Source organism: Rhodococcus sp. WB9 (genome assembly GCF_007558985.1).
Classification (GTDB): domain Bacteria; phylum Actinomycetota; class Actinomycetes; order Mycobacteriales; family Mycobacteriaceae; genus Rhodococcus_F; species Rhodococcus_F opacus.
The window spans coordinates 2,352,154-2,376,873 of the sequence record NZ_CP041769.1; the positions used below are offsets into that span (position 1 = coordinate 2,352,154).

Here is a 24,720-nt window from a genome sequence, read left to right on the forward strand (position 1 = left end):
TCAACCTTTCGACAGCGCCGCGCCGACGAGTACAATTTCCCCTTGCGGCGGTTCCTGCGGTTTCTGTTTCGAAGACCATTCAGTGCGTCTTCGGTGTTTTCCGACGAGCAGGTAGACAATCCAGACCAGAATGGCCACCTGAAGTGACTTTCCGAGGAGTTCCATGCTGCCCAGAATTCCCCGCTCGAAGAAGGCTGGAGCTGCACGCGTTCTCCGTGGCCCGACCGTGAACGGCGGGGTGATCGCCGACTGCGCGGGCATGCCGATCGGCGAGAGGGACGTACCGCTCCAATTTTTCGACCGCGCCGCGCCGACGAGTGTGTGTGGCGGTTCCTGCGGTTTCTGTTTCGAAGACCCTTCACTTCGTCTTCGGTATTCTCCGACGAGCAGGTAGACAATCCAGACCAGAATGGCCACCTGAAGTGACTTTCCGAGGAGTTCCATGCTGCCCAGAATTCCCCGCTCGAAGAAGACGGGAACCTCGATCAGCATGAGACCCATAGAGATCGGGATGATGTGCCGTGAATGCAACGCACGCACTCCCGCCAACACCAACGCGAAGGTGAAGACGACGCCGACGGCGACCCCGGGATACCCGCCGAGTACGAAACCCTCGTTGATGTTTCCCTCGGCCAGTGAGACGGACACTCTCGTCATGTCGACAGACGACCCGCGGACTTCGATTGCCCACGCGGTCCCGGACTGGAACTTCGAGGTCCCGAGAAGCTGTTCCGGCACCATGCTGATGAGCGCATGGTGTGTGACGTCCGACAGGCTGAGCCAAGGCCGTCCGCCCAGGTAGTAGCTGTCCGTCGCGGCCTCGAGCAGATCGAATCTGCGCAGGATGCTGAGGAAAGGCTGCATGGCTGCCGGATAGCTCGCATCAAGAATCTCGGACTGTGCTTTCGCGAGAGCGGATGCCTTGATGGCCTGCAGCCAGCCGAACGCGGCTATTCCCAGAACCGAGATCACCGCGATCGCGGCGACCTTGATCCTGGACCATCCGGTGAGTGCGAAGCGGACTGCAATCGCCAGCGCGGCGCCCATGATCGGTGTCTTCGATTCGATTGCGACAGTCCACATCAACTCCATGACAGTCAGCGCACCGATAACCGCAATGGTGGCCCTGCGATTGACCGGTCGGTAGAAGACGATCAGCCCGAGGGCGCCGATAACCGCCATCAGCGTCACGAAGCTGAGTATCGGGTTCGGGCTCTGTGTTTGTCCGGCGGAGGCGGTGGAACCTGTTGCGTACGATACAATTCGCCCGAGTACGCCGATCGCATAGATGGTCCAGAGTGTAGGAATCAGATTCGCGTCAACAGCGGAACGGACTGGAACGCAGGCGTCACGGTCCCGCGCTGGGCGATGCCGGATCCAGACCGCATACGCCACAACGATGATCGCGTACACCCACAGCCCGAACACCACGGGTCGCAAGACCATCGCGATCCCATAGTCGTATCCAATCGTGGCCAGTCGCGGATCGGCGATGCTGTCGCCGAACCGTGGTTGCGGCCGCACCAGGAGAAGGACGATCGGACGCGCGACGTAGGACAGGCTCCAGTAGGCCGCCTGCGCGATGAGGAAGACACGTGCGATTCCGTGAACGTATGCAGCGGCGATAACGATTGTCGCCAGTGCTCCTATGACGAGCGATATCTGGAGTTCGGGATTATTCATATATCGCGTTCCGATTCTCGATTGTCAGCCGATTTCATCGACGATCTCTCGGGCACGATCCACATATCTGTGTCTACCCTCCACGATCCGCCGGAAACCCGACTCGGCAACCTTCTCCGCCTGGCCGGGACTCTTCACGCACCATTCCACGATCTCGTTCAACTCGTTCTCGTTCGAAAACAAGAGGCATTCCGCGCCCTCCTCCAGAAGTTCCGCATGTTCGCTTGTCCTTTCACCCACGAAGAGTCCGCCGGAGGCGGGCACTTCGAAACTTCTGCAGGTGTGTGTGTCCCGGTTGTCGGAGTTGAGCAGAACGAGGTTCGCCGTCACGGATGCGACTTCAGAGGCGAAATGTTCTCCGTAGACCGGACCCGCGACGTGGGCGTGGGTGACCTGCAACTCGGGTACCCGGCGCCAGCCAGGCCCTCGGACGAGCATCTTCCCGCCGTACTTTCGTGCCAACGAGATCAAGCGATCGCGGCGGTCGGGACGGCAGGCTCCGATGAACCCGACGACGTATTGCCTGGAGTCGCGTCGCGCCGAAAGGTGGTGCCACGCGGGGTCGTACGCGCTGAGAACGAACTTGACGGCGCGCGCACCACGGTCGAGCAACTCCGGAATGTTGTGACGCTTGGTGGTGACGACGAGGTCCCATTCGTTCTCGAGTTCCAGGTAGGCGGGTGACGTGTTGTAAGGGTTCGACGTGTCGTCGGGGCTGTAGTGAACATGGAATTGCGCCGGGACGCCGAGGAGGCGTCGCTGGTCGAGGAAGACTGCTTTGAATCCGAACACCATGTCGGGCCGGAATTCGGCAGCGATCGCATCGATGCGCGAATGAACAGCTTCGACGCGCCAGGGAGCACGCCGGTGAGTAGCCTTCGCATAGATCCACGGAGGTGACAGCCGCGTCGGAAGTGACACTGACGTCGAGTCGACAACGACGACGTCGTGTCCTGCCTGCCGGAAGCCATTGGCGAGCGATCGAGCGTTGCTTCCGACCCAGTCGTCGCCGACATAAAGGATCTTCATAGTCGATTCTCCTTGCGCACCAGCGCGACCTCTGTGACGGTGCCGCCGGCATTGCGCTCGTTCCGTTCGCGACCGGCGAGTTGCCGCATACGGACGATGTACCACAGCGCCACGGAAAACTCGCAGCACAATGTGCCGTAGACGAGGGCCCACACCGATTGGGTCAGTGCAGCGACGAACAATGACGCGGCTGCGACGCACGTTCCGACGGTTGCACCGATCAAGACGCCGCTCGTGTCCTGCTTGACGGGTAAGACCGCGGTGGTGACAAATGACGTCAAGGCGGTCGCGGGGAGTATGAGTACCTCGACCCGCAGGAGCGGAATCGCCTCGGAAAACTCGCTTCCGAAGATGAGGTTGATCAAGGTCGGGGCTGCAATCCACACCGCGACAGTCGCAACTCCGGCCGCGCAGAGACATACGACCAGTGCTTGGGTTGCGCGTCGCCAGAACCGATCGTCGTCACTGTGGCGGGCCATGCGTGGCAGCAGAGCGAAGCCAATGGGGTCGAGCAAGGACTGTATGGCTCGCACGAGTCGGTCTCCGGCAGAATACAGGCCGATGGACACCGCATCGAGCACCGAGGAGTACACCGCTGCGGCGCCCTGGCCGTAACTTGCCACGAGCAAACGTGAGGTGAGGACGGGTGCTCCCATTCGGAGAATGGATATCACCTTGTACGGACGACAAGGGCGGCCGAATTTCTTGAGAGAGTCCCGCCAGGTCAGCACGACAGTCAGAGTGGACGACACGAGTAAACAGAGGAGTGCGACGGACGGATGGGGTAGGCGTGGGAGTAATGACATCAGGAGCACGAGATATGCGATTCGGCCGATGCCCTGATACGCCATCGAGGCTCCGAATCGACCTTGCCCGATGAGAACCCAGTCTTCCGAAAGGGACCAGAACCCACCGGCGAACAACCCGAGCAAGATCATGTGCAGGTGGATATCGACGCCGACGACCAGGCTGGAGATCAGTGCGGCACCGATGGTCCCGAGGATGGCCGCTCGGATCACCAGGTAGTTTCCGCGGAGCTGATTGATATCTGCGCTGTGGACCATCGCGGCGAGAAACTGGGTGATACCGAGATCGACGAGCAGAGATCCGATGAAGTAGGAAGACATTCCGATCGCGAGTAGCCCGAGTCCTTCAGTTCCGAGAACTCGCGCTATCAACGGAAGTGTCACTACCGTGATGACATACTGGCCGTACTTCCCGAAGCTTACGAATGCGATGTCACGTACGACAGTGATGATGTGGATTTCTCTGCGATCGTCAGGCATGTGCTGTTCGCTTACGTTTCGGCGTAGCAGTCACGGTGTCGAGAAACGATGCTATGTCGCGAGCGGAAGCGGCTATGCCGAAGTGAGCTGCGCGCCGTCGGCCCGCTGCCGACAGACGTCGACGGAGCTCACGGTCTCCGATCAATGTATTCAGCGCCGTGGTCAGTTGCTTCTGATCACCGCCGTCGACGAGTAGCCCGTTGATCCCTGACTCGACGATCTCGGTTGGGCCACCGGGGCCCGAGGCGATTACCGCGCAGCCCGCGTTCATCCCCTCCACCACGACCTGACCGAATGGTTCCGCGATGACGGAGCAGTGCACCAATATGTCGGCACGCCGCATGTAGGCGTCGGGGTTGTCGACGTGTCCCGTGAAGATGACTGGAAGTTCGAGTTCGTGCGCGAGGCGCTCCAGACGTACCCGAAATGCTTCCTCGTCGAAGAGTGTCCCTCCGACGAGATAGACGCGCTCAGGTCGGACAGTCGTCTCGGCCAGCGCGCGCAGTAACACGTCCTGACCTTTCCAGGGCGTCAAGCGTCCGACGGCGACGACAACAGTCTCGGAGGGGCGACGTTGCCTTACGTGATCGTCGCGACTGCTCGGTTCGACGCCGGGGTAGGCGACGAGCGCTGCCCTGTGCCAGGCGAACAGCGTACTCATCGTGGATCTACTGTTGGCGATGTACCCTCGGCTGACCACCCAGCCGAGCCCGCGAATGAGGCTCGAGAGGAGACCTCCGAAGTACTCGGCGGATACGCGGTCGTGCACCTGCCAGACGAGTGGGATCCTTGCGCGTCTCGCAGCGACGGCGCCGATGATCAGAGCCTTGGTACTCTCTGCGACAAGAACTGTCGCCCTTGTCGCCCTCGCGGTCGCACCGGCCGACCACCCGATCTTGACGAGTCCGAAGAATCCCACGATGAGTCGGCGCAAGCTCCTGCTGTGGACAGTCATGGCGCGACTGTCGAAAGTGTTTCGAAGGACGATGGTTTCCACACCTGCTTCGCGCATGCGATCGACAATCGGACCGTCCTGCGCACACACCACCGCGACAACGATTCCCCGACGCCTGGAGTCATCTGCCCCAGTGTCGCGCAGAGCGACTGCCAATCGGAGTGTGGCCAACTCTGCTCCGGAGGGAGCGGCTGTGTGCGTGATGAACAGGGCCTTCGTCATGAGACCAGTTCCTCGTACAACGAGATGTGCTGCTGCGAGGCGGCGTCCCAGGAGAACGTTTCGGCGTGAGCACGGCACTGTCCGGGCCCGGGAACGTTTCCGTCCAGAGCGCGGACGATCCGGTCTCCGAGCGCATCGGCGTCGCCGGCAGGAACGATCAAGGAAGTGTCGAGTTCCTGTACAGCGTCTGGCAATCCGCCGCACTCGGTCACGATCGGGGCGCGCCCGGAGGCCAGGGATTCGAGCGCGATGAGTCCGAACCCTTCGAGGGCGACGGATGGGACGATGGTTACCGCTGCCTGTCCGTACAACTGAGCCAGTCGTCCGTCAGTGGCGGTGCCCTCGAATGTGATGGCGTCGCCGTAGCCGGACTCGGCAGCTTGAACCCGGAGCGCCGATTCTTCGGTGCCCGTACCGACTATCACGAGTCGGGCGTCGGGATGAGCAGCGATGACTGCTTGCCATGACCGGAGCAGAACATGTATACCCATCCTCCTCTCGAGGCGTCGCACGCAGAGGATCGTGCATGACGCCGAGGGATGTTCCGATGGGCGAAATCGGTTGAGATCGACACCAGGAGGAATAACCCTGATACTGTCTTCTGGCACCTGGTAGTTCGCGACGAGCAGATTGCGGAAGTGCTTGGACAGCACGACGAAGCGATCTGCGCCGGCGTAGCGGAGCCGCTCGATCCAGTACTTCGACCGCGCAACTGTCTCACTGGCCCCGACCATGCGACTTTCGGCCGCCCAAGGCCCGTGAAAGTGAACAACCAGGGGGTGTTTGCCATGCGCGTCGATCGCCGAGCGCCCATAGAGGCAGAAATGTCGGTCGATGACCGCGTCCGGCGGTAGAGCGCTGGCGTCGCGGAAAGCGGTGTACGCGCGGCGCAGCGTCGATGCACCGACCGGGCCCCACGAATGCCCACCCTGCTCGGGCCTACCGAACGCCGCAGCGGAAACGTCGACGCCCGGTCGCTGATTCAGTGTGGAATACAGGTCGGTGAAATATCGGTTCAGTCCACCAGGCCCCGACGTGAACCACTCCGATCCCGTCATGTGGAGTCGCAGAGACCGAGAGTTGTCGAGTTGTGGGCTACCCACCGTAAAGTTCATTTCGCGCCGGCTGTCGTTGCTATTGCGCTGTCACGCCGGTCCATTCGGTACCGGACAATTAAACTCTACAGTGCTGCGCACGGCCGCGCGATGTCCTTGCGGGACTTTCGCGATGCTCGTCCCGGCCGAGGTCTCGAGCCGCTCGGCGTGATAGAATTTGAACCAGTCCTGTCCGCCAGGAAATATTGGTGCACAACGAGGATCATGATTGTCGCTCGCGTCAAAAGTTCGGTGGGAGAATAGCGATGGCTGCTGCCACGGTTTCCGTCTGCGTTCCCGCATATAACGCCGCCTGTACTCTCGAAGAGACGTTGCGATCGATCCTCGACCAGGACGTCGCAGTTGATCTGGTCGTACTCGACAATGCGAGCAAGGACGCCACTCAATCGATTGCGCAGTCGTTCAGTGACTCACGAGTGCGAGTCTTTCGCAACGACGTCGTTCTGCCGATCGGCGCCAATTGGAACAAGGCAGTCGAATTCTCGAACGGACGATTGGTGAAAGTCGTCTGTGCAGATGACGTCCTGATGCCGGGATCGCTCGAAACTCAGTTGCGTGTAATGGCTGATCCGGCAATAGCTCTCAGTGCCGCCAAGTTCGACGTGATCGACGAGAACGGAGCGTTGCGGGAGTCACGACTGGGGATTCCCGGCTTGGAGGGGCTTCATACTCCGCGCACACTGATGAGGACAATTGTCCGACGAGGGCCGGCCGACTTCGGGCCGACAGCTGCCGCGATGTTCCGACGAGAGCATTTCGATCGTGTGGGCGGATTCCGTGGTGATCTCGTATTCCCCATGGACGTGGATCTTTTTGCGCGGGTGACAGCTTTCGGGATGTTCTTCGGGATGCCCGAGCTCGTGGCTGCGTGGCGCGACTCCACCTTCAACATGTGCAGTCGAACATCGACAGTCAGCAAGCTGTCGGACATGCTTCGCTTCCATCACCGAATTGCCCGTGATTATCCCGAGTTCCTTTGTCGTGCAGATGTTCTAGCCGGAGATATGCGCCTGATGAGGGCGGCCTTTCAGCGACTCGCCGTGCGCTCCCGCACCGTTGTGTCGCGGGGGAACCGGCTGCACGTCGACTGCTGAGTCGGCCGGGGGTGCCGACCGGTGGGCCCTGCGCCACTTCTGCTACTTGCCTCCGAGCCTCACTACCGCCACTACGGTCATGAGTAGTACCTTGACGTCGAACCACATGCTCCAATTCTCGATGTAGTAGTTGTCGAACCGCGTGCGGTCCCCGATCGACGTGTCGCCGCGCAGACCGTTGACGGCGGCCCATCCCGTTATTCCCGTCGGCACGCGATGGCGCGCTTCATAGTTGGGAACCGTGGCGTGGAACTTGTCGACGAAGTGGGGACGTTCCGGCCTCGGGCCGACGAGTGTCATGTCTCCCCGGATGACATTCCACAGTTGAGGCAACTCGTCGAGCGAAGTCGCCCGCAGGATCCGACCGAGACGCCCGATCCTGGCGTCGTGTGCAATGCACCAGTGGGTGGCGGATTCGTGGTCGCTTTCCGGGCTCATTGTTCGGAACTTGAGAAGTTCGAACACCCGGTCGTCCAAACCGACTCGCTTCTGTCTGAACAAAACCGGTGCCGATCGGTCCGAGAGATACACTGCGAGAGCGATCGCGAGGAATGTCGGGGCCAACGCCACAAGCATTGCCGCGCTGAGGACTCGGCCCATCCATAACTTCACCCGCCACAGGAACGATCGGTGTGCCGCTCGGCGAAACTTCTTCAATGGGACGGTGCCGATGTGTTCCATGTCGCCGGTGACCGCAGTCATCTCCCACAGTCGAGGAACAACGAAGATCTCGCAGTCGATGCGGTCGCACTCACGCAACGCGTGGATGACCGCGCCGTCGACGGCGTGGGTAAAGGCGAGTACTGCCGTGTCGACGTAGTGGGTCGTGAGGTACTCACGCAGGTTTCCCCGCAGCGGGGTGATCGGTACGTTCCCATTGCGCGCGGTCTCCGCTTGTGGGGAGTCGTCGAGAAGTCCGATCAACTGCAGTCCAGACGAGGGCTCCGTGACGATGCTGTCCGCCAGTATCTTCGCGACAGGACCTCCGCCGATGATCACCGTTCGACGACCGCCGCGGAGTTTCCGTCTGAGGAGACGTTCGACCGGATAGGTGGCGTTGCGGGACAGTACGACCGCCAAGAGGGTCACTGCAGCCAGCTTCGCCGCCCCTACCAATGTTCCGTTCGGGGTCAGCACCAGCGCGGTGGCCAATGCCGCCAGCGTGCTTGCTAATGCGAGCCGGGGCAGGGTGTCGAGTAGTGAGAGCGTCAGGTGGGGTCGGTACGCGCCCGTGAAGGCCAGGACCGCGACGATTATCGCTGCGGACTGTGCGGGACGATCGATCCGTGTCAGTGAACACACGACGGACAGCACGATGAAGTCTGTAGCGAGCGGGAGCAGATAGGCCTGTGCTCGCCTTCTCGCCAGAAGTCGGGTGGGAGCCTGCAGCGAATCCGGAACGATGTCTGCGGAGTGGCGGACCGTGCGTGTCGTTGGAGGTCGTGGATACGAGGGGCCGATTCGCAATATTCGACGGGTGCTGGTGGTCATGGCTGTACTTCATCTCGGTTGCTGGCGGCTGAACGCGAATCGAGCCGGCCGCCTCGGGTCGTCGGTGTGTCCGCGCATGTCTCACGGTGTCTCGGCGCCAGATGCTCTCGATTCCGAGCGCGGATGAGCGGAGGAGCAGGAACGCGTGGTGTTTCGGATGGAAGGACCCACCGCCCGGACAGTTCCGGATAACGCTGCGACACTTCGGGTAGCAGATCCGGCAGCGTGAGCACGACCTTGTCCGGATGAGCGCGAAGCAATTGCTCAGGCGAGATGATCGGCACATCGGTGCCGGGCATTCGCCGCCCTTGTTTGGCGGTGGATGCGTCGGCGACTGCCGCCACAAGGCCTCGATCGACGCCCGCGTGGGCGAACAGTGGTACTGCCCGAGATGCGGCGCCGTAGGCGAACACTCGACAGTGCCGCTGCGCCATCGCTGTCAGCCAGTCGCGAAAGGCTGCCGCATTCGTGTCCGCGGCGAGTTGCAAGGATTGGACCGTGACAGGGTTCGTAACACCGGCCATGTGTTCATCGACCAGTATGCGATGAACGCGAGGTGTCGGCGGTGCGCACGGCGAACGGCGCGCGGCCGCCAAGACCGTGCCGCCGTAAAGATCGAATAGCCAGGCGTGTGTGAGGTGTAGTCCTGCGTCGGCCAGCAACCGTCGGAGTGACGTCAAGGAATAGTATGCGAAGTGACCGTGCCGGAGTGCCGTCCACTGCTGGTGCTTCACAATCGCAGTAAGGGAATGAAATTGAATGAGCAGGACGCCGTCGGCGTCGAGTGCCGCTGCCCGCCCCGAGAAGGCGGCCCGCTGGTCAGGTTCGTGCATGATCCCGAAACAATCGATGACCACCGAGGCTGTGCGCCGGTCCGTCGCGACACGGAACCCCCGCGCGGTGAGCAGTGGTAACCATGTTCCGCCGTGTGGACTGCCGAACTCGGTAACCGTGTCGCCCGTGAGATACCCGGCATCGGCGACGGCTCGAACAGCTGTGCATGCTTGTGTTCTCAAAGCCTCCGGTTCGACGCCACGTGGTTCCTCCGGCGCCGTGTCGTCGTCGACGAGCTGGGCAAGACCGCACTCGCGACACAACGCCATTGTCAGGCGGTGCGCCGATTCGGCTGGCGTGACCGGACTACCAACTGGAGGGAAGAAGTCGGCCGCGGGCATCGAACCGAGGTCGAGTACTCGATCGAACACTGCGACGCCACAGCCTCGACAGGCCATCATGTCGGAACCTCGGTGCGATGGAATCGGTGACCGACCCGGCCCTTGTGCGCAAGAATTGCAGCGTGCACGTTGAAACCACCGAATTGACGGACGTCCGGGTGTTCCGGCCGGTGCCCCATCGTGACGACAGAGGCCTCTTCACTCGCACGTTCGAAGCCGGCCAGTTCGATGAACATGTGGGAGCGACTGGAATCCTGGCCGCAGACTTCCTGCAGGATTCGCAGTCCCGGTCGCGGCGTGGCGTGGTTCGCGGCATGCACGGACGGGCGAGTCCAGGTGAGGCGAAGCTGGTCCGGTGCGCCCATGGTGCGATCTACGATGTCCTGGTCGATATTCGCAGGGAGTCGCCGACGTTCGGTAGGAAGCAGGCATTCCGGCTCGACGATGTGGACTTCGCGCATCTCTACGTTCCGCCCGGCTTCCTGCACGGATTCCAGGCACTCACCGAGAGCGCGGATGTGTGTTATCGCATCGATCGTGAGCACGATCCGACGGCAGACATCGCAGTGGCCCACGACGACCCCCGCCTCGCGATATCGTGGCCGCTTCCGGTATCGCTGATCAGCGAACGAGACGCCACCGCAGGGAGTTGGACGGCGTTGCTCGAACGGCTGTGACCGTTCCTGGCAGTGTCCGTCATTCATGGCCGGCTCCAACTCGCTGGAAACGCAGGGACTCGTCGAGTACACCGGTGCGCTCGAGTTGCTGAAGATGGGCGAGTCGGGTGAAACGCTGCGTGAAGAGCACGTCCGAGAGGCCCCAGCGGGTGTACCGGTCGTACAACTCGGCCGCTCCGTCGACGATGCTCCATCGCGGCACGAAGTCCTCGAATGCCGTGCGGATGGCAGAGAAGTCGACACGGTAGGACCGCGGGTCCGAGCCCGTCTCTCCCGTAATGAGCACTTGTGAGTCGGGAACCGCGGCGGCGGCGGCCTCGGCGATCTGTGCCACCGTCACATTGTTGGCCTCGGTACCGACGTTATAGGCGACGCAGTGGATCCGGTCGACCGGCGCGGTGAGTGCACACGCGAACGCGCTGGCGATGTCTTGCGTATGTACCAGCGGGCGCCACGGCGTGCCGTCCGACAAGACTCGCACCGTGCCCGTCAGCATCGCGGTGCCGACCAGGTTGTTGAGGACGATGTCGGCGCGCAGCCGTGGGGAGAATCCGAAGGCGGTCGCGTTGCGCAGGAAAACCGGAGAGAACCCGGAGTCGGCGAGTGCGGCTACGTCTTCCTCGACACGCACCTTGCTCTCGGCGTATGGCGTGAGCGGACGCAGTGGTGCGGACTCCGTAACCAACTCGATACCGGCCGAACCGTATACGGAGCAGGTCGAGGCATACAGAAATCGCCGCACACCGGCTTCCTTCGCCAGGCGAGCCAGCCGGACGGACGCTCGATGATTGATCTCGTAGGTGATGTCCGGTGCGAGAGACCCCAGCGGGTCGTTCGAGAGCGCAGCAAGGTGAATCACGGCATCGAAGCCGCCCAGATGCTGCTCTGTCACGTCCCGCAGGTCTACATCGAAAGAGGGAGGGTCGGCGGGTGCAGGACCGAGTACGCACCCGGCGAAGAGCCCGGAATCGAGACCCACGACGTCGTGCCCGCGCGTGTGCAATATCGGAACCATGACCGAACCGAGGTATCCCTGGTGGCCGGTAAGGAGCACTCGCATGTCAGGTCCTTCCGAATCGGATGGTTGCCTTTTCGAGGACGAACGCCTCCGCGTGCGGTTGTCTGCTCTGCACACCCCTCAGCCGCGACAGCCCGAGGAAGGAGTCTTCGTCGAACCAGTCGTGGGTGGTTTGGGACGGGTAATGCTTCAGCAGTATCCGCGCCTTTTCCGTCGCCACAGCGCGGGTGAGCGGGTGGTAGATCGACGTCCGAGGTGTGTCGTTCTCCCACTTGAGGATCTCGTACCCCAGGATCAGATGGTCACGGAACACCGTCGGAACCAGCTCCGCCAGCATTCGGTGGTCCTGGTGTGCGTCGGCTCGGTGCGGAGCGAACACCACGTCGGGATGGCAATCGCGCCCGAAGGCCTCGACTGCCTTCTTGATCGGCTCCCAATATGCCGGTGCGTATCCGTCCGGAACGTCGAGAACCGTGAGCTCGAGGTCGGCGTCGGGACACAATGCCGCCAACGCATGACGCTCCTCTATCTCGCGGCGGGCGTCGGCTCCTGCCAGGACGAGCGCCCGGACGCGAAGGCCGGGAGTGCTGGAAGCAAGTGTGAGGAGGGTGCCTCCGAGCCCGATCGCAACGTCGTCACAGTGTGCACCGAGCACAGCCACTTCGTGGAGCCCTAATGTGTCGAGGCTGATCATCATGCGCTGTGTGCGGGCTGCGACGGCTCCCACACCATCCACGGATGGATGCCTTGCGAGTAGTTCGAATCGAGTTCGGCGCGCTCCTTGAAAGTGTCCGCCGGCTTCCAGAACCCCTCATGGCGGTACCCGAACAAACGGCCTTCACCGGCAAGACGTTCACACACATCGGCCACGAGATCGCCGCCAGGGGGAAGGAGATCGAAGATCTCCCGACTGAGGACGAAATATCCGCCGTTCTCCCAGATGGGCAGCCGGCTGACCGGGATGATCTCCTTGACCTCGCCGTTCTCGGCTACGTTGACGCAGTGGAACGAGGACTGGGGCGTGACGACGAGCATGGATGCGGCCGCGCCCGACTCGTGGAACTTGGTGATGACGTCGTCGAGGGGGGCGTCGGTGAGCACGTCTGCATAGTTCGCGAGAAAGTACTCGTCTTCGCCGAGGTGCTGTCGAACGCGTCGGAGACGCTCGCCGATCGCAGACTCCAGACCGGTATCGACGAATGTGATCGACCAGTCGCTGATGTCGGAATTCAGCAGCTCGATCTTGCTCGCACGCAAAACGAAGTCGTTGGATTCCGCCTCGCGGTAGTCGAGGAAATAGTCTTTGATGGCCTCCGCCCCGTACCCGAGGCAGAGAATGAACTCCGTATGGCCGAAATGAGCGTAGTAGTGCATCACATGCCATAGCAGCGGACGTGGCCCGACCATCTGCATGGGTTTGGGGATCACGTCATTGTGGTCGTTGCGCATGCGTAGGCCGTATCCGCCGCAGAACAGGACAACTTTCATGTCGTGAGCCTCCTTGCCACGCTGTCGGGTTGGAATGTCGCTCTGTGCAGGGAGGGGAGCGGATACACGAGCTCTCCGCCCCACTCACTGATGTAGCGCAGTTGTTCGGTCAGCTCTCCCTCGAGGTTCCACGGCAGGGCGAGAACGACATCCGGCCGATCTTTCTCGATCTGTCGGGGATCGAGAATCGGGATCCTGGTGCCCGGCGTGTACCGGCCGTGCTTGTACGGATTGCGGTCGACCGTGTATTCGAGTAGGTCGGGGCGAATTCCGCAGTAGTTCAATAGGGTGTTTCCCTTGCCGGGAGCGCCGTAGCCGACGACGGTCCTGTTCTGGGCCCGGCAGTCGAGAAGGAACCCGAGCAATTCTTGTCGAGCGGCTCTCGCCTGAATTTCGAGCCGGCTGTATCCGTCGACGTTGTGCAGTCCGGCGTCTTCCTCCGCCTTCAATACGTCGGTGACGCTCGGGGTGGGCACTGCGCCGGCAGTGTCGGGACGTGCCCAGATCCGGATCGAGCCGCCGTGTGTCTCCAGAAGTTCCACATCGACGACCGAGAGGCCGGCCGTGGCAAGCGCACGCATGGCGGAGAGGAGTGTGTAGTACTGAAAGTGCTCGTGATAGACCGTGTCGAACTGCGCGAGGACGATCAGATTCAGTGCGTGGTGCACCTCGATACTCAGCTGGCCGTCGTCGGCGACGAGGGTACGCAGTGCCCGAGTGAACCCGCGGAGGTCGGGGATGTGCGCATACACGTTGTTCGCAACCACGAGGTCTGCCGGACCGTGCTCGGCGCGGACGTCGGCGGCGAGTTCCTCGTCGAGAAATGCCGTGAGAGTGGGAACACCTCGTTCACGTGCGGCCGCGCCGACGTTGTGCGACGGTTCGATTCCGACGCAGCGGATCCCGGCGTCGACCGCGTGCTGCAGCAGGTAACCGTCATTGCTCGCGACTTCGACGATCAGCGATTTCGCGTCGAGGCCGAGCCGCGACACCGAGGACCGGACGAACTGCCGTGCGTGCTCCACCCATGAATCCGAGTAGGAAGAGTAGTAGGCATAGTCGGTGAAGGTGTCCTCCGGAGAAATCAGGGCCGGAACCTGAAGCAGGAGGCATTCCTCGCAGATGCGCAGGTGCAGCGGATAGTTCGTCTCGGGGGCGTCCAGGCCTTGCTCGGTCAAGAAGAGCTCGCACGGCGGCGTCGCCCCCAGATCCAGGACGCTTCGCAAGCGATCGGAGTCGCACAGTCGGCAGCGCACGGGCAGTCTCCCCTCGTCACCAAGATCTGGAGGTCGCTCTGTGTTAGTTGCGTCACACCCAGGGTCTCGATCCGTCCAATAAACCACACTCTAGGTCGTCTTGCAAGGCCTAAAACCAACTTTGAGTATGTTAAGCACTGAAATACGCGATAGAGTCCCTTTTTGTTTGACAGCTCGTGGGGACTTGATCAATTGAGTGTTTCCGTGGTCGTGGAGGTTTTCGCGGCTAAGTCCGCAGACCGCGGATACTGGACGAGGTATGGTGATATCTCGTCCTCCGAATTTAAGGCGGGCGAGCAATAATTGTCATTGAAAACCCAATGTGCCGATGACATCGGAGGGTGCCCGATGCCGTTCGTCATAGTCGAACGCGAAGAGACACTGGTCGCCGGACTGGCCGTCCGCAGTCCGAAGAGGGCGCTGGGAAAAGCGCGCGACAAGGATCTTGAAAAGACGTGGTCGACCCTTCTCGCGCAGAACGTGGACAAGCCATTGGCGTCTGCCTACGTCGACCACGCTCCCGAGATCAATTCGTACTACACGCAAATCGTGGGCTACGAGTGCACTTCGATCGATCAGGTCGGACGAGGGCACCTGGTGTCGCGGATTCCTGCGGGAACCTATGCGAAGTTCTCCTCGGTCGGAACTTTTCCCGACCTCTTCGACGCGCTCTGGGGGCAGATTCGTGATGCGGAGGAATCGCAGCAGATTCAACGGTCCTACACCGGCGACTTCGAGTTCTACCCGCACGCCTTCGGAATCGATTTGTACGTGGCGATAGTGTCATCCGCCACGATGCAGGGGCCGCAATGAGTTTCGAGATCGTCAAGCGTGAGTCCGCCGACTTCGGTGGGCTTGTTCTGCCACGCACGGAGCTCAGTTCGTCAGCGCACTCGACCGACCTGATGAAGTTCACCCGCGAGCGAATCCAGCAACGCGGCACCGCGGAGTTGACCACCGTATATATTGCGGTCCCAGATCTGGGGTGGACCGCCGTGATCGGATATCGGTGTATCGACCTCGGCCATCTCGAGATCGGTGACGTGCTGGTGCGAGTCCCGGCCGGCTATTTCGCCAAGTTCACGCCTGACGGGCGGTCGTCAGACCCGATCGAGGATGTATGGATTCAGGCGGAGCTGGCCGAGAAGGAAGGGCGCATCGAGCGCGCCTATGCGGAGGAGATCGAGGTCTTCCACGCCCCGAGCCACGTCGAGCTGTTCATTTCCCTGACTTAAATGCCTGGTTGGCAATTACCAACCTGAAGTTTGTTTTTGAGCTCATTTGTGGCATCACAGGTGACAAATCCGGTGTAAACGCGGAAAATAGGTAGCCGCGGGGCTGTGACCGGGTTCGTGTGTCCAGTTCTTGGGGTCTTTACGTAACCCGTGAGTCCCCGGAATTGCCGCACCAACTCCGATGGGAAAGCCAATGCCTGTTGAACAGCTGACGCGTCCGCAGACCGACGCACGGTCGACCGAGACCATACTCGACCGAACTCTAAGTGTCTGGGATCCCCGGTCGGAGTGTCGCTTCGTCGTGGCCCGGCCCTCCGACGAGCCGGCGCTGTGGGAAGCATATCTCGAGGGCGCCGTGACCGGCTATCGCAAGTACGGCGCCGAGAAGGCCCTCGAATACCGCCGGATACAGGACGGCGACACCACTGCAATGTTCGTTGTCGCGATCGAGCCGCAGGGCTCCGTCGCGGCGGGCGTCCGAATCCAGGGACCCTATCTTTCCGCAGATCAGGCGCATGCGATCACGGAATGGGGCACCCATCCCGGAGCTCCCGCCGTCCGCCGGATGATCGAGGACCGGTTGCCGTTCGGCGTGTTGGAGGCGAAGGGTGCGTGGGTGTCGGACACCGCCGCCAGGCGGGGTGAACTCGTCGGCGCACTGGGCCGCATCGCCACCTTCTCGATGGATCTGCTCGACGTCCAGTTCATGCTCGCGACGGCCGCATCCCACGTCCTGGACACGTGGCGAACCACCGGTGGGGTGGTGGCCGACCATATTGCTCCCGTGCCCTATCCGGATGACCGTTACGAGACGCGGCTCATGTGGTGGGATCGGAGTAGGCGCAGGGGCCGCGCCGAAGCAATGCAGTTGGCCCAACTGTTACTCACGACGTCCCGACCGACGCCGTCGGCAGCCATCGCGACGGGGGCGGGAGGGGGCGTCGTTCGGCCGATGCGGAGCGTCTCGTGAACGAAACCCACGGTGAGTACACCGCCCTGTTGCTCGACGAGGGCCACTCCGGGGACGCGGCGGTACTCGACCGCCTCCGCCGCGACCCCGCGGTGGCCTTCGTCGATCGGCTCGACCACCAGAGGGACGCTCTGCGTTCCCTCGTTCCCATGCCGGCGGCCGGCGTGCTGGACGAGTCTCCGGTGTGGGCGTACTACTCGTGGCGACGGACCGTGGTGCGTCTGCTCGGGCGCACGTCGTTTCGGCGGCTGCGGCTGGACCGGAATCGGAACAAGATCACCGCGCACGAGCAGGAACGTCTCGAGGATGTGACCGTCGGGATCGTCGGTCTGAGCGTCGGTCACGCGGTCGCGTTGGCGCTCACGCTGGAAGGAGCGTGCGGCGGCCTGCGGCTTGCGGACTTCGACACCCTCGAACTGTCCAACCTGAACCGGGTTCCCGGCACCGTTCTGGACCTCGGCGTGAACAAGGCCGTCGTCGCCGCCCGCCGTATCGCGGAGATCGACCCCTATGTCACTGTGACGTTATGGGAGGACGGTCTCGACGTCGAGTCGGTGGCCGAGTTTCTGGACGGCACGGACGTGGTGATCGACGAATGCGACTCTCTCGACGTGAAGGTGTCCCTACGGCGGGAGGCCAGGCGCAGGGGATTGCCGGTGCTGATGGCGACCAGTGACAGGGGTCTGCTGGACGTCGAGCGATTCGACCTCGAACCCGATCGGCCCGTCTTCCACGGAGTGATCGGTGACGTCGACGTGGAGTCGCTGGCGGGGCTCGGCTCACGGGACAAGATTCCGCTCGTACTTCGGATTCTCGACGCCGGACAGCTGTCGGCGACGATGGCCGCGTCGTTGGTGGAGGTGGACGAAACCATCTCCACGTGGCCTCAGCTCGGGGGTGAGGTGCTGCTCGGCGGGGCGGAGGTTGCGGCGGCGGTGCGGCGCATCGGGCTCGGACAACCGCTCGCGTCGGGTCGGTGCCGCATGGATCTGGACCAGCATCTCGATGCCCTCGCCGATCCGCCGAGACCGCACGACCTGCCGAAGGAGCCCGCGGATCGCGAGGCGGCTGCCGCGGTCTCGCGCGACGCCGTCGACGCCGTCGTGTATGCAGCGGCCCGCGCGCCGTCCGGCGGCAACGTCCAGCCGTGGACGATCGCGGCGGACGACGACGGGCTGACCATCTCCCTGGCCCCGGAGCACTCGACGGCCATGGACGTCGGGTACCGGGGCAGTTATGTCGCGGTCGGGGCCGCCCTGCACAACGCCCGGATCGCCGCGTCGGCCGCCGGACTGCTCGGCACCGTGACGATCCACGACGGGGACCCGAGACTTCCCGTTGCCACCATGACGTTCGGCAGCGGAAACGACCGGGAACTCACCGACCGCTACGAGCACATGCTCGACCGGACCACCAACCGCAGGCCAGGCGTGCCCCGGCCGTTGGACGACACGCAGGCATGGCTTCTGTCGGAGGCGGCATCTCGGGAGGGTGCACGTCTCTGTCTGGTGACCGACCGGGACGACATCGCGACGATCGGCGCCATTCTGGCGGAGTCGGACCGCATCCGGTTCCTCACACCGACCCTGCACCGCGAAATGATCGGCGAGTTGCGGTGGCCGCCCCTGGATTCGGTCGAGACCGGCATCGACGTTCGCGCACTGGAACTCGACTCGGCGGAACTGTCGACCCTGGCGCTGCTGCGGAGACCCGACGTCATGGAACGGTTGGGCGCACAGGACGGGGGACAGGCGCTGGGTAAGTCGACTGCGGACCGCGTCTCGTCGAGCTCGGCTGTCGCGGTTGTTGCGATACCGGGCAGCACCCCTCGGGACTACGTGCGCGGCGGTGAGGCGACCGAAAGTGTGTGGATACACGCCCAGACGCTCGGGCTCGCCGTCCAGCCGATTTCACCGGTATTTCTCTACGGTGTGGAAAGCGCGGAACTCGAACAACTCTCACCACGGTATGCGGCACCATTGGAGAGGCTGCGGGAGGAACTGTTCGATGTCGTCGGAGCGAAGGGAGGTGAAGCGCTCGCCATGGTGTTACGGCTCAGCCATGCGCCGGGCCCGTCGGTTCGGAGCGAGCGCCTCGCCGATCGGGTTCGCAGGCGGATATCGTAAGGACAGGAGGGCCCGTGAACACCGAGAAGCAAACCGAAAAGCTCGAGACCCTGGTGACAACCGTGGCGTCCCGGCTCACGCCTGTCGATGCGGTCTCGTTCAAGCCCGTGGCCACCCGCGTGTTGCAGGATCTCGTCGAGCACTTCGAGGTCGACACCAGCTTCCTCCGGTTCACCGACCACGAGATCGCGGCGACGGTCCTGGTCGCGGAATACCCGCTCCGGCCCTTCATCCCCGACCCCGACCCGCTCGGCGTCGTCTATTTCAAGGACGCCGACTCGACGTTCGCCCAGATCGAGCACCAGAAGGAAGTGGCCATCTTCCGGCCGGAGGTGTCCGGTCCGGATTACAACGAGCGGGTCCGCGAGGCGTCCGGAGTGCCGCAGGTGTCGCTCGCGGCCGTTCCGCTGCTGTCCGGTGAGACGACGACGGGCACGCTCGGATTCATCAAGTTCGGCGACCGCGACTGGACGCCGCCGGAGCTCGACGTCCTCAAGGCTATCGCCGCGCTGCTCGCCCAGGTCCAGGCGCGCATCGTCGTCGAAGAGCAGTTGCGCTACTCGGCCGACCACGATTCCCTTACCGGGCTCAGTAACCGGCGCGCGCTCTACCACCACCTGGACACGCGCCTCGCCGAGTCCGAACCGGGGCCGGTCGCCATCCTGTTCCTCGACCTGGACCGGCTGAAGCCTCTCAACGACTTCTTCGGTCACGGAGCCGGTGACGGGTTCATCTCCACGATCGCGGACCGGCTCAGATCGACCAGCGAGGCCGACGACCTCGTCTCCCGGCTGGGCGGCGACGAATTCGTGCTCGTGCTCGGCGGATCGGTCGGTTTGCCGGAGGCGGAGGCGCGGGCGCAGCACATCCGCGACGTCGTGACCGAGCGGGTGCGTCTCGGCCGCGAGGTCGTCAGTCGCAGTGTCAGCATCGGCGTCGCGGCGGGATATCCGGGTAAGGCCACCACAAGTTCACTTCTCAGCCAGGCCGACCAGGCCGTCATGGTCGCGAAGACCAAGGGCGGTAACGCGATCAGCGTCTTCACGGACGAGATGCAGGAGGAGAGCGAGAAACGCAACATGATCGAGCTCAGTCTGCGTGCGGCCATCGCGGACGAGTCGCTGTTCCTCGAGTACCAGCCCGAGGTCGACCTGCGGACCGGCCGCATCATCGGGGTGGAGGCCCTGGTGCGGTGGAATCACCCGCTGCTCGGGTTGCTGCAGCCGGCGTCGTTCATCGACGTCGCCGAGGCGACGAATGTGGCGGGGGAGCTCGGGCGCTGGGTGATCCGGAAGGCCTGCCGGCAGTGGGCCGACTGGCGGTCGCAGGTTCCCGAATTGGATCTGGATCTCAGCGTCAACGTCTCGCCGGGGCAGTTGGCCGGTCTGGATTTTCTCGACGTCGTTGCCAGTGCGTTGACGGAATTCGACCTTCGGAAGGGCGCGCTGTGCCTGGAGATCACCGAGAACGCTGTGCTCAGTGACCTGACCTGGACGCGTGAAGCGCTCGAAGGGCTGCACGCGATGGATGTCGAGGTCGCGATCGACGACTTCGGCACCGGGTACAGCTCCCTCAGCCACCTCAAGGCGCTGCCGGTCGGGACGCTGAAGATCGACAAGGGCTTCGTGATGAACCTCGACAGCAATGCGGGGGACCGGGCGATCGTGAAGTCCATCATCGGCCTTGCCGAATCGTTCGGCCTGGAGCTGGTCGCGGAGGGCGTCGAGAACGTCGAGTCGGCCCGGCAACTTCTCGACATGGGTTGCCATCGGGCCCAGGGCTTCCTGTTCAGCCGCCCGGTCTCGGCGGAGAAGATCGGCAAGTTGCTGGTCGCGGGAGCGATCGAGGTCGGGCTGTAGCTCGCCCTACCTGCCCGGCGCCGGAGACTTTCCGGAGGATCGCTCACACCGGATGTGCTGATTCATCGCGTCACAAAGACAGGGTTACAGACTCGGGGTATGTTTATGCCCACACTGGAGTACCTCTTGTCTTGAATTGCAAGTGTGCGGTAACTTCTCGAATGGTTTGCTGGATAGTCGCTGAGCGCGGCTTCCGGCGCAGAACGTGGGACTGTCGAAGACTGGAGCAGGGGGATCGATGTCTGGTGGTTCTGTCTTGTCGATCCCCGAGTCCCGTATCGGGTGCGACGTGATTGCGGTCGGGCATGTGAGAAGCAGCGTCGAGCGGTTCGGTGACCGCTATCTGAGGAGGATCTTCACGCCCCACGAATTGGAAATTTGCGAAGGACCTGCGCGGGCCCAACGGCTGGCCGCCCGGTTCGCGGCCAAGGAGGCCGTGGTCAAGGTGTTGCGACCCGGGGACGTCGCCTTGCCGTGGCAGTCCATCGAGATCCGGCGCGAGAGCTGGGGCGGATGCGGAGTGCGCTTGTCCGGCAACGCGTCGGCCCTCGCCGAGCGGCAGGGGCTCGGCGGATTCGACGTCTCGATCTCGCACGAGGTCGATGTCGCGATCGCGATGGTCACCGCTTCCCGGCTCGGCACCCCATCCCGTCACCAAGGAGAACGTCACCTATGAGCGAGCAGACCATCCGCAAGGTTCTCGGCGACCACGCCCGGTTGTCCGTCGATGCCGCGAGCATCGCCGTCGGCGCCGATCTCTACGAACTGGGTTTGACGTCGCACGCGAGCGTCAACGTCATGCTGGCGCTGGAGGATTCGTTCGACATCGAGTTTCCCGACGAGCTGCTGCGCAAGAGCACGTTCGCGAGTGTGGATTCTATCCGGGGCGCACTCGTCGAACTCGGAGTGGCATGAGTATCGCCCTCGCGAGCGGCACCGGGATCGAGTCCGCGCAGTCGTGGGGACCGGCGGCGCGAGCCGAGAGGGTCGTGGCCGAGGTGGCCGCGCGCTGGGCCGTCGACGTCGATCGGGACGCGCGTTTTCCGCAGGAAGCGATCGACGCGCTCCGGGACCAGCGGTTGCTCTCGTGTGCCGTTCCCGCGGAACTGGGTGGCGAAGGCGCGTCGCTGCGGGAACTGTGCACGATCGCCCGGACCCTCGGGCGTCACTGCGCCGCGACGGCGATGGTGTTCGCGATGCACCAGACCCAGATCCTCTCGCTCGTACGGCATCCGGGTGGCGACGGCGTCTCCGCCTTCCTGCGTGACGCGGTCGCCGGTGGGTACCTGCTGGCATCGGCGACGACGGAACTGGGCATCGGGGGCGATGTACGGCGCAGCACGTGCGCGGTGGAGCACTCCGGCGGGGTGGTGTCGCTGGTCAAGAATGCCCCCGTGATCTCCTACGGCGAGTACGCCGACGCGATCCTCGCGACCGCGCGGCGCACCCCCGACAGCCCGCCGAGCGACCAGGTGCTCGTCATCTGCCGGCGTGCCGACGTGACGCTCGAGCGCACCGGTGACTGGAACACGCTGGGACTGCGCGGAACCTGCAGCCCCGGTTTCGTGCTGCGTGCCACCACCAGCCCTGACCTCGTCGTCGCCGATCCCTACGCGGAGATCTCGGCGGCGACGATGCTCCCGGTGTCGCATTCGGTGTGGTCGGCCGTGTGGCTCGGCATCGCCGACGCCGCGGTGGAGAAGGCGCGCCGGTACGTGCGAGCGGCAGCGCGTAAGCAGCCGGGCGTGGCCTCGCCCGCGGCGTCGCGTCTCGCCGAGGCGGCCGCTGTGCACCAGCAGTTCTCGGACATCGTGTTCGCGGCGGCCCGCCGGTTCGACGACGCCGATGCGGCACCCGCCGGTTCACCGGAGGCCGAAGTCGCAGGCGGCGTGGGCTATTCGCTGGCGATGAACAACTTGAAGGTGACGGCGTCGACCCTGGTTGTCGACCTCGTCGGCAGGGCCCTGCTGATCTGCGGGATCGCCGGCTACCGGGAAGACACGGAGTACTCGCTCGGCCGGCACCTGCGCGATGCGCACGGGGCGGCCGTCATGGTCAACAACGATCGAATCATGGCCAACTCGGCGCAGATGGCCACGGCATACCGGGGGACGATATGAGCACGGATACAGCAGTGGAGCGGGAAGAGACGAGCGAACTCGAGCGGGCCCGGCGTGCGTTCCGGGCGGAACTGCTGGACGCCGGACTCCTGGTGGACACGTCCGTCGCCGGCCTCTACGGACGGTCGGGATTGTTCGAGGACATCGTCGACGGCATCGACGCGGTCGTACGGGCAGCAGGGCCGGGCGCGTCCGCGGCCCGATTCCGGTTTCCTCCGGTGTTCCCGCGCACCAGTTTCGAGCGCACCGACTACATCGCGTCGTTCCCCAATCTGACCGGGGCGATCAACACGTTCACCGGCACCAACGCCGAGCACGCCCAACTGCTGGCGGCGCGAGCCGACGGCGAGAGCTGGGACAAGTGGCTCGAACCGGCCGACACCATGCTGGTGTCGGCGGCGTGCCACCCCGCGTACCCGATGTTCACGGGTGTGTTGCCGGACGGCGGTGCGCTGCTCGACGTGTACGGCTACTGCTTCCGGCACGAGCCTGCGTTCGATCCCGCCCGCATGCAGGCGTTCCGGATGCACGAGTTTGTGCGGATCGGCACGGCGGACCAGGCCGCGACGCACCGTGATTCGTGGATCGAGCGCGGGCTCGAGGTGCTGTCCGACCTGTGGCTGGACGCCACGCCGGTGGTCGCCAACGACCCGTTCTTCGGCAGGGTCGGACGCATGCTGGCCGCCAACCAGCGCGAGGAGAACCTCAAGACCGAGCTCACGGTGCGCCTGTACGCGGATCTCGACGAGGGCACCGCCGTTGTCTCGTGCAACTGCCATCAGGACCACTTCGGTGTCACGTTCGACATCGCCACCGCAGACGGCGGCGTCGCCCACAGTGCGTGCGTGGGATTCGGGATGGAACGCATCGCGCTCGCGATGCTGCGGACCCACGGCATCGACCCGTCACGCTGGCCGAGTGCGGTGAAATCCCGGATGTCGCTGTGACGTCCCGGTTGATCGACATCTCGCCGGACGGATACGAACCGCACACCATCCACTCCGACGAGCGGACGTGGACCGAGACCAACTGCTACCTCGACCTGTGGGTGGAGGTACTCCACTCGCTCGGGCTCGATCCGGTGCCCGCCGCCGCGTGCGCGTTCGGGGCCCGGTTCGACGGATCGCAGTGGACATTCCTGAAGTTCAAGCCGGAGGATCTGTTCGCGCTGTACGGGATCGACGTGGGGGAGATGAACGTCTGGCGCCGGGTCCTCGACCACGTCGAGGACAATCTCGCGGCGGGAATGCTGTCGACCGTCGAGGTGGATGCGCACTGGCTCCCGGACACGGTGGGCACCGGTTACCGCGAGAGTCACACCAAGACGACGATCGTCGCGAACTACATCGACCGGGAGGCCGGTGTGCTCGAGTATTTCCACAACAGCGGGTATCACCGGCTGGCCGGTGACGACTTTCGCGGGTTGTTCGGGCTCGACGTCGCCGGATCGGCGACCTTCACCCCCTACGTGGAGCAGGTCCGGTTCGACGGGGACCCGGGGTACCGGCCGGCGCGTTTCGAGGCGGTACTGCGCCATCATCTCGCCACCCGACCGGACGGGAATCCGGTGCGCGATCTCGGTGAGCGGGTGGTCGCCGACGTGCCCTGGATCCGCGACGCGGGCATCGACACCTTTCACCTGTGGACGTTCGGGGTGTTGCGGCAGTGCGGTGCCACCGCGGAATTGGCCGCCGACGTCTGCGAGTACCTCGAGCGCAACGGGTTCGCGGGGGCGGCGGCGTTCGCGCCGGGCTTCCGGGCGGTGGCGCAGGGCGCGAAGAGCGTGCAGTTCCAGATGGCTCGGGCCGCTCGCGGACGCAGTGTCGACCCGTCGGCGCAACTCGACGGCATGGCCGAGGCGTGGGAACGGTCGGTGGGCGGCGTGGCGCGAGTGGTCGGACGCGAGTAGTGGATCTTCTCA

At 63.7% G+C, this 24,720-nt stretch carries 23 protein-coding genes; 12 read left to right on the forward strand and 11 right to left on the reverse strand.

The annotated features are described in order from the left end of the window. Genes FND50_RS10980 through FND50_RS11000 form a run of 5 tightly spaced genes read right to left on the reverse strand, consistent with a single transcriptional unit; the run spans position 1 to position 6,233 of the window. Positions 1 to 1,683 carry a hypothetical protein gene (locus tag FND50_RS10980; RefSeq protein WP_144285771.1) on the reverse strand — a complete coding sequence of 561 codons (1,683 nt, stop codon included), beginning with the start codon at positions 1,681 to 1,683 and terminating at the stop codon, positions 1 to 3. Between the two features lie 24 nt (positions 1,684 to 1,707). After that, a complete protein-coding gene (locus FND50_RS10985) occupies positions 1,708 to 2,712 on the reverse strand; it encodes a glycosyltransferase (RefSeq protein WP_144285772.1) in 1,005 nt (334 codons plus the stop codon). Next, positions 2,709 to 3,998, reverse strand: a complete 1,290-nt coding sequence (locus FND50_RS10990) for a lipopolysaccharide biosynthesis protein (protein ID WP_144285773.1) — start codon at positions 3,996 to 3,998, stop codon at positions 2,709 to 2,711. Before FND50_RS10990 ends, FND50_RS10985 begins: the two co-directional genes overlap by 4 nt. Beyond that, positions 3,991 to 5,175 (reverse strand): glycosyltransferase family 4 protein, encoded by a 1,185-nt coding sequence (locus FND50_RS10995; protein WP_144285774.1) that lies wholly within the window; start codon positions 5,173 to 5,175, stop codon positions 3,991 to 3,993. Before FND50_RS10995 ends, FND50_RS10990 begins: the two co-directional genes overlap by 8 nt. After that, the gene (locus FND50_RS11000; protein ID WP_144285775.1) at positions 5,172 to 6,233 is read right to left on the reverse strand and encodes a glycosyltransferase family 4 protein; all 1,062 of its coding nucleotides are present in this window, start codon (positions 6,231 to 6,233) and stop codon (positions 5,172 to 5,174) included. The genes FND50_RS10995 and FND50_RS11000 overlap by 4 nt, the downstream gene beginning before the upstream one ends. A gap of 302 nt (positions 6,234 to 6,535) precedes the next feature. On the opposite strand from FND50_RS11000, the gene FND50_RS11005 reads away from it, so the two are divergent. Then, positions 6,536 to 7,384 carry a glycosyltransferase family 2 protein gene (locus FND50_RS11005; RefSeq protein ID WP_144285776.1) on the forward strand — a complete coding sequence of 283 codons (849 nt, stop codon included), beginning with the start codon at positions 6,536 to 6,538 and terminating at the stop codon, positions 7,382 to 7,384. Between the two features lie 42 nt (positions 7,385 to 7,426). Here FND50_RS11005 and FND50_RS11010 read toward each other — a convergent pair whose 3' ends face one another. Then, a complete protein-coding gene (locus FND50_RS11010; protein WP_144285777.1) occupies positions 7,427 to 8,875 on the reverse strand; it encodes a sugar transferase in 1,449 nt (482 codons plus the stop codon). Then, on the reverse strand, positions 8,872 to 10,110 hold the full coding sequence (locus FND50_RS11015; protein ID WP_144285778.1) for a methyltransferase domain-containing protein: 1,239 nt from the start codon (positions 10,108 to 10,110) through the stop codon (positions 8,872 to 8,874). The genes FND50_RS11010 and FND50_RS11015 overlap by 4 nt, the downstream gene beginning before the upstream one ends. A 17-nt stretch (positions 10,111 to 10,127) precedes the next feature. Between FND50_RS11015 and FND50_RS11020 the strand changes: the two genes are divergently transcribed. Beyond that, positions 10,128 to 10,727 (forward strand): dTDP-4-dehydrorhamnose 3,5-epimerase family protein, encoded by a 600-nt coding sequence (locus tag FND50_RS11020; protein ID WP_144285779.1) that lies wholly within the window; start codon positions 10,128 to 10,130, stop codon positions 10,725 to 10,727. A 19-nt stretch (positions 10,728 to 10,746) separates the two neighbouring features. Here the strand turns inward: FND50_RS11020 and FND50_RS11025 are convergent, their stop codons facing one another. Genes FND50_RS11025 through FND50_RS11040 form a run of 4 tightly spaced genes read right to left on the reverse strand, consistent with a single transcriptional unit; the run spans position 10,747 to position 14,489 of the window. Next, positions 10,747 to 11,787: an NAD(P)-dependent oxidoreductase gene (locus FND50_RS11025; RefSeq protein WP_144285780.1), complete on the reverse strand. Its 1,041-nt coding sequence runs from the start codon at positions 11,785 to 11,787 to the stop codon at positions 10,747 to 10,749. Between the two features lies 1 nt (position 11,788). Continuing rightward, positions 11,789 to 12,439 carry a PIG-L deacetylase family protein gene (locus FND50_RS11030; RefSeq protein ID WP_037203464.1) on the reverse strand — a complete coding sequence of 217 codons (651 nt, stop codon included), beginning with the start codon at positions 12,437 to 12,439 and terminating at the stop codon, positions 11,789 to 11,791. Continuing rightward, positions 12,439 to 13,233: a glucose-1-phosphate cytidylyltransferase gene (locus tag FND50_RS11035; RefSeq protein WP_005238822.1), complete on the reverse strand. Its 795-nt coding sequence runs from the start codon at positions 13,231 to 13,233 to the stop codon at positions 12,439 to 12,441. The genes FND50_RS11030 and FND50_RS11035 overlap by 1 nt, the downstream gene beginning before the upstream one ends. Then, positions 13,230 to 14,489: a class I SAM-dependent methyltransferase gene (locus FND50_RS11040; RefSeq protein ID WP_144285781.1), complete on the reverse strand. Its 1,260-nt coding sequence runs from the start codon at positions 14,487 to 14,489 to the stop codon at positions 13,230 to 13,232. The genes FND50_RS11035 and FND50_RS11040 overlap by 4 nt, the downstream gene beginning before the upstream one ends. Before the next feature lie 348 nt (positions 14,490 to 14,837). Between FND50_RS11040 and FND50_RS11045 the strand changes: the two genes are divergently transcribed. From FND50_RS11045 to FND50_RS11090, 10 genes are all read left to right on the forward strand, one after another. After that, positions 14,838 to 15,302, forward strand: a complete 465-nt coding sequence (locus FND50_RS11045) for a GyrI-like domain-containing protein (RefSeq protein WP_144285782.1) — start codon at positions 14,838 to 14,840, stop codon at positions 15,300 to 15,302. Further along, entirely contained in the window at positions 15,299 to 15,724 is a 426-nt protein-coding gene (locus tag FND50_RS11050) for a hypothetical protein (protein WP_144285783.1), read from the forward strand. Before FND50_RS11045 ends, FND50_RS11050 begins: the two co-directional genes overlap by 4 nt. 301 nt (positions 15,725 to 16,025) lie before the next feature. Continuing rightward, positions 16,026 to 16,694 (forward strand): hypothetical protein, encoded by a 669-nt coding sequence (locus tag FND50_RS11055; RefSeq protein WP_260850965.1) that lies wholly within the window; start codon positions 16,026 to 16,028, stop codon positions 16,692 to 16,694. Then, positions 16,691 to 18,820, forward strand: a complete 2,130-nt coding sequence (locus FND50_RS11060) for an Rv1355c family protein (protein ID WP_144285785.1) — start codon at positions 16,691 to 16,693, stop codon at positions 18,818 to 18,820. Before FND50_RS11055 ends, FND50_RS11060 begins: the two co-directional genes overlap by 4 nt. Before the next feature lie 14 nt (positions 18,821 to 18,834). Further along, the gene (locus FND50_RS11065; protein WP_144285786.1) at positions 18,835 to 20,679 is read left to right on the forward strand and encodes a bifunctional diguanylate cyclase/phosphodiesterase; all 1,845 of its coding nucleotides are present in this window, start codon (positions 18,835 to 18,837) and stop codon (positions 20,677 to 20,679) included. Positions 20,680 to 20,917: 238 nt separating this feature from the next. Next, positions 20,918 to 21,355: a holo-ACP synthase gene (gene acpS, locus FND50_RS11070; RefSeq protein WP_144285787.1), complete on the forward strand. Its 438-nt coding sequence runs from the start codon at positions 20,918 to 20,920 to the stop codon at positions 21,353 to 21,355. Next, positions 21,352 to 21,594 (forward strand): acyl carrier protein, encoded by a 243-nt coding sequence (locus FND50_RS11075; protein ID WP_005238830.1) that lies wholly within the window; start codon positions 21,352 to 21,354, stop codon positions 21,592 to 21,594. The genes acpS and FND50_RS11075 overlap by 4 nt, the downstream gene beginning before the upstream one ends. Continuing rightward, entirely contained in the window at positions 21,591 to 22,799 is a 1,209-nt protein-coding gene (locus FND50_RS11080; protein ID WP_144285788.1) for an acyl-CoA dehydrogenase family protein, read from the forward strand. The genes FND50_RS11075 and FND50_RS11080 overlap by 4 nt, the downstream gene beginning before the upstream one ends. Further along, positions 22,796 to 23,746: an amino acid--[acyl-carrier-protein] ligase gene (locus FND50_RS11085; protein ID WP_144285789.1), complete on the forward strand. Its 951-nt coding sequence runs from the start codon at positions 22,796 to 22,798 to the stop codon at positions 23,744 to 23,746. The genes FND50_RS11080 and FND50_RS11085 overlap by 4 nt, the downstream gene beginning before the upstream one ends. After that, the gene (locus FND50_RS11090; RefSeq protein WP_144285790.1) at positions 23,743 to 24,708 is read left to right on the forward strand and encodes a DUF1839 family protein; all 966 of its coding nucleotides are present in this window, start codon (positions 23,743 to 23,745) and stop codon (positions 24,706 to 24,708) included. The genes FND50_RS11085 and FND50_RS11090 overlap by 4 nt, the downstream gene beginning before the upstream one ends. The last annotated feature ends 12 nt before the right edge of the window (positions 24,709 to 24,720 follow it).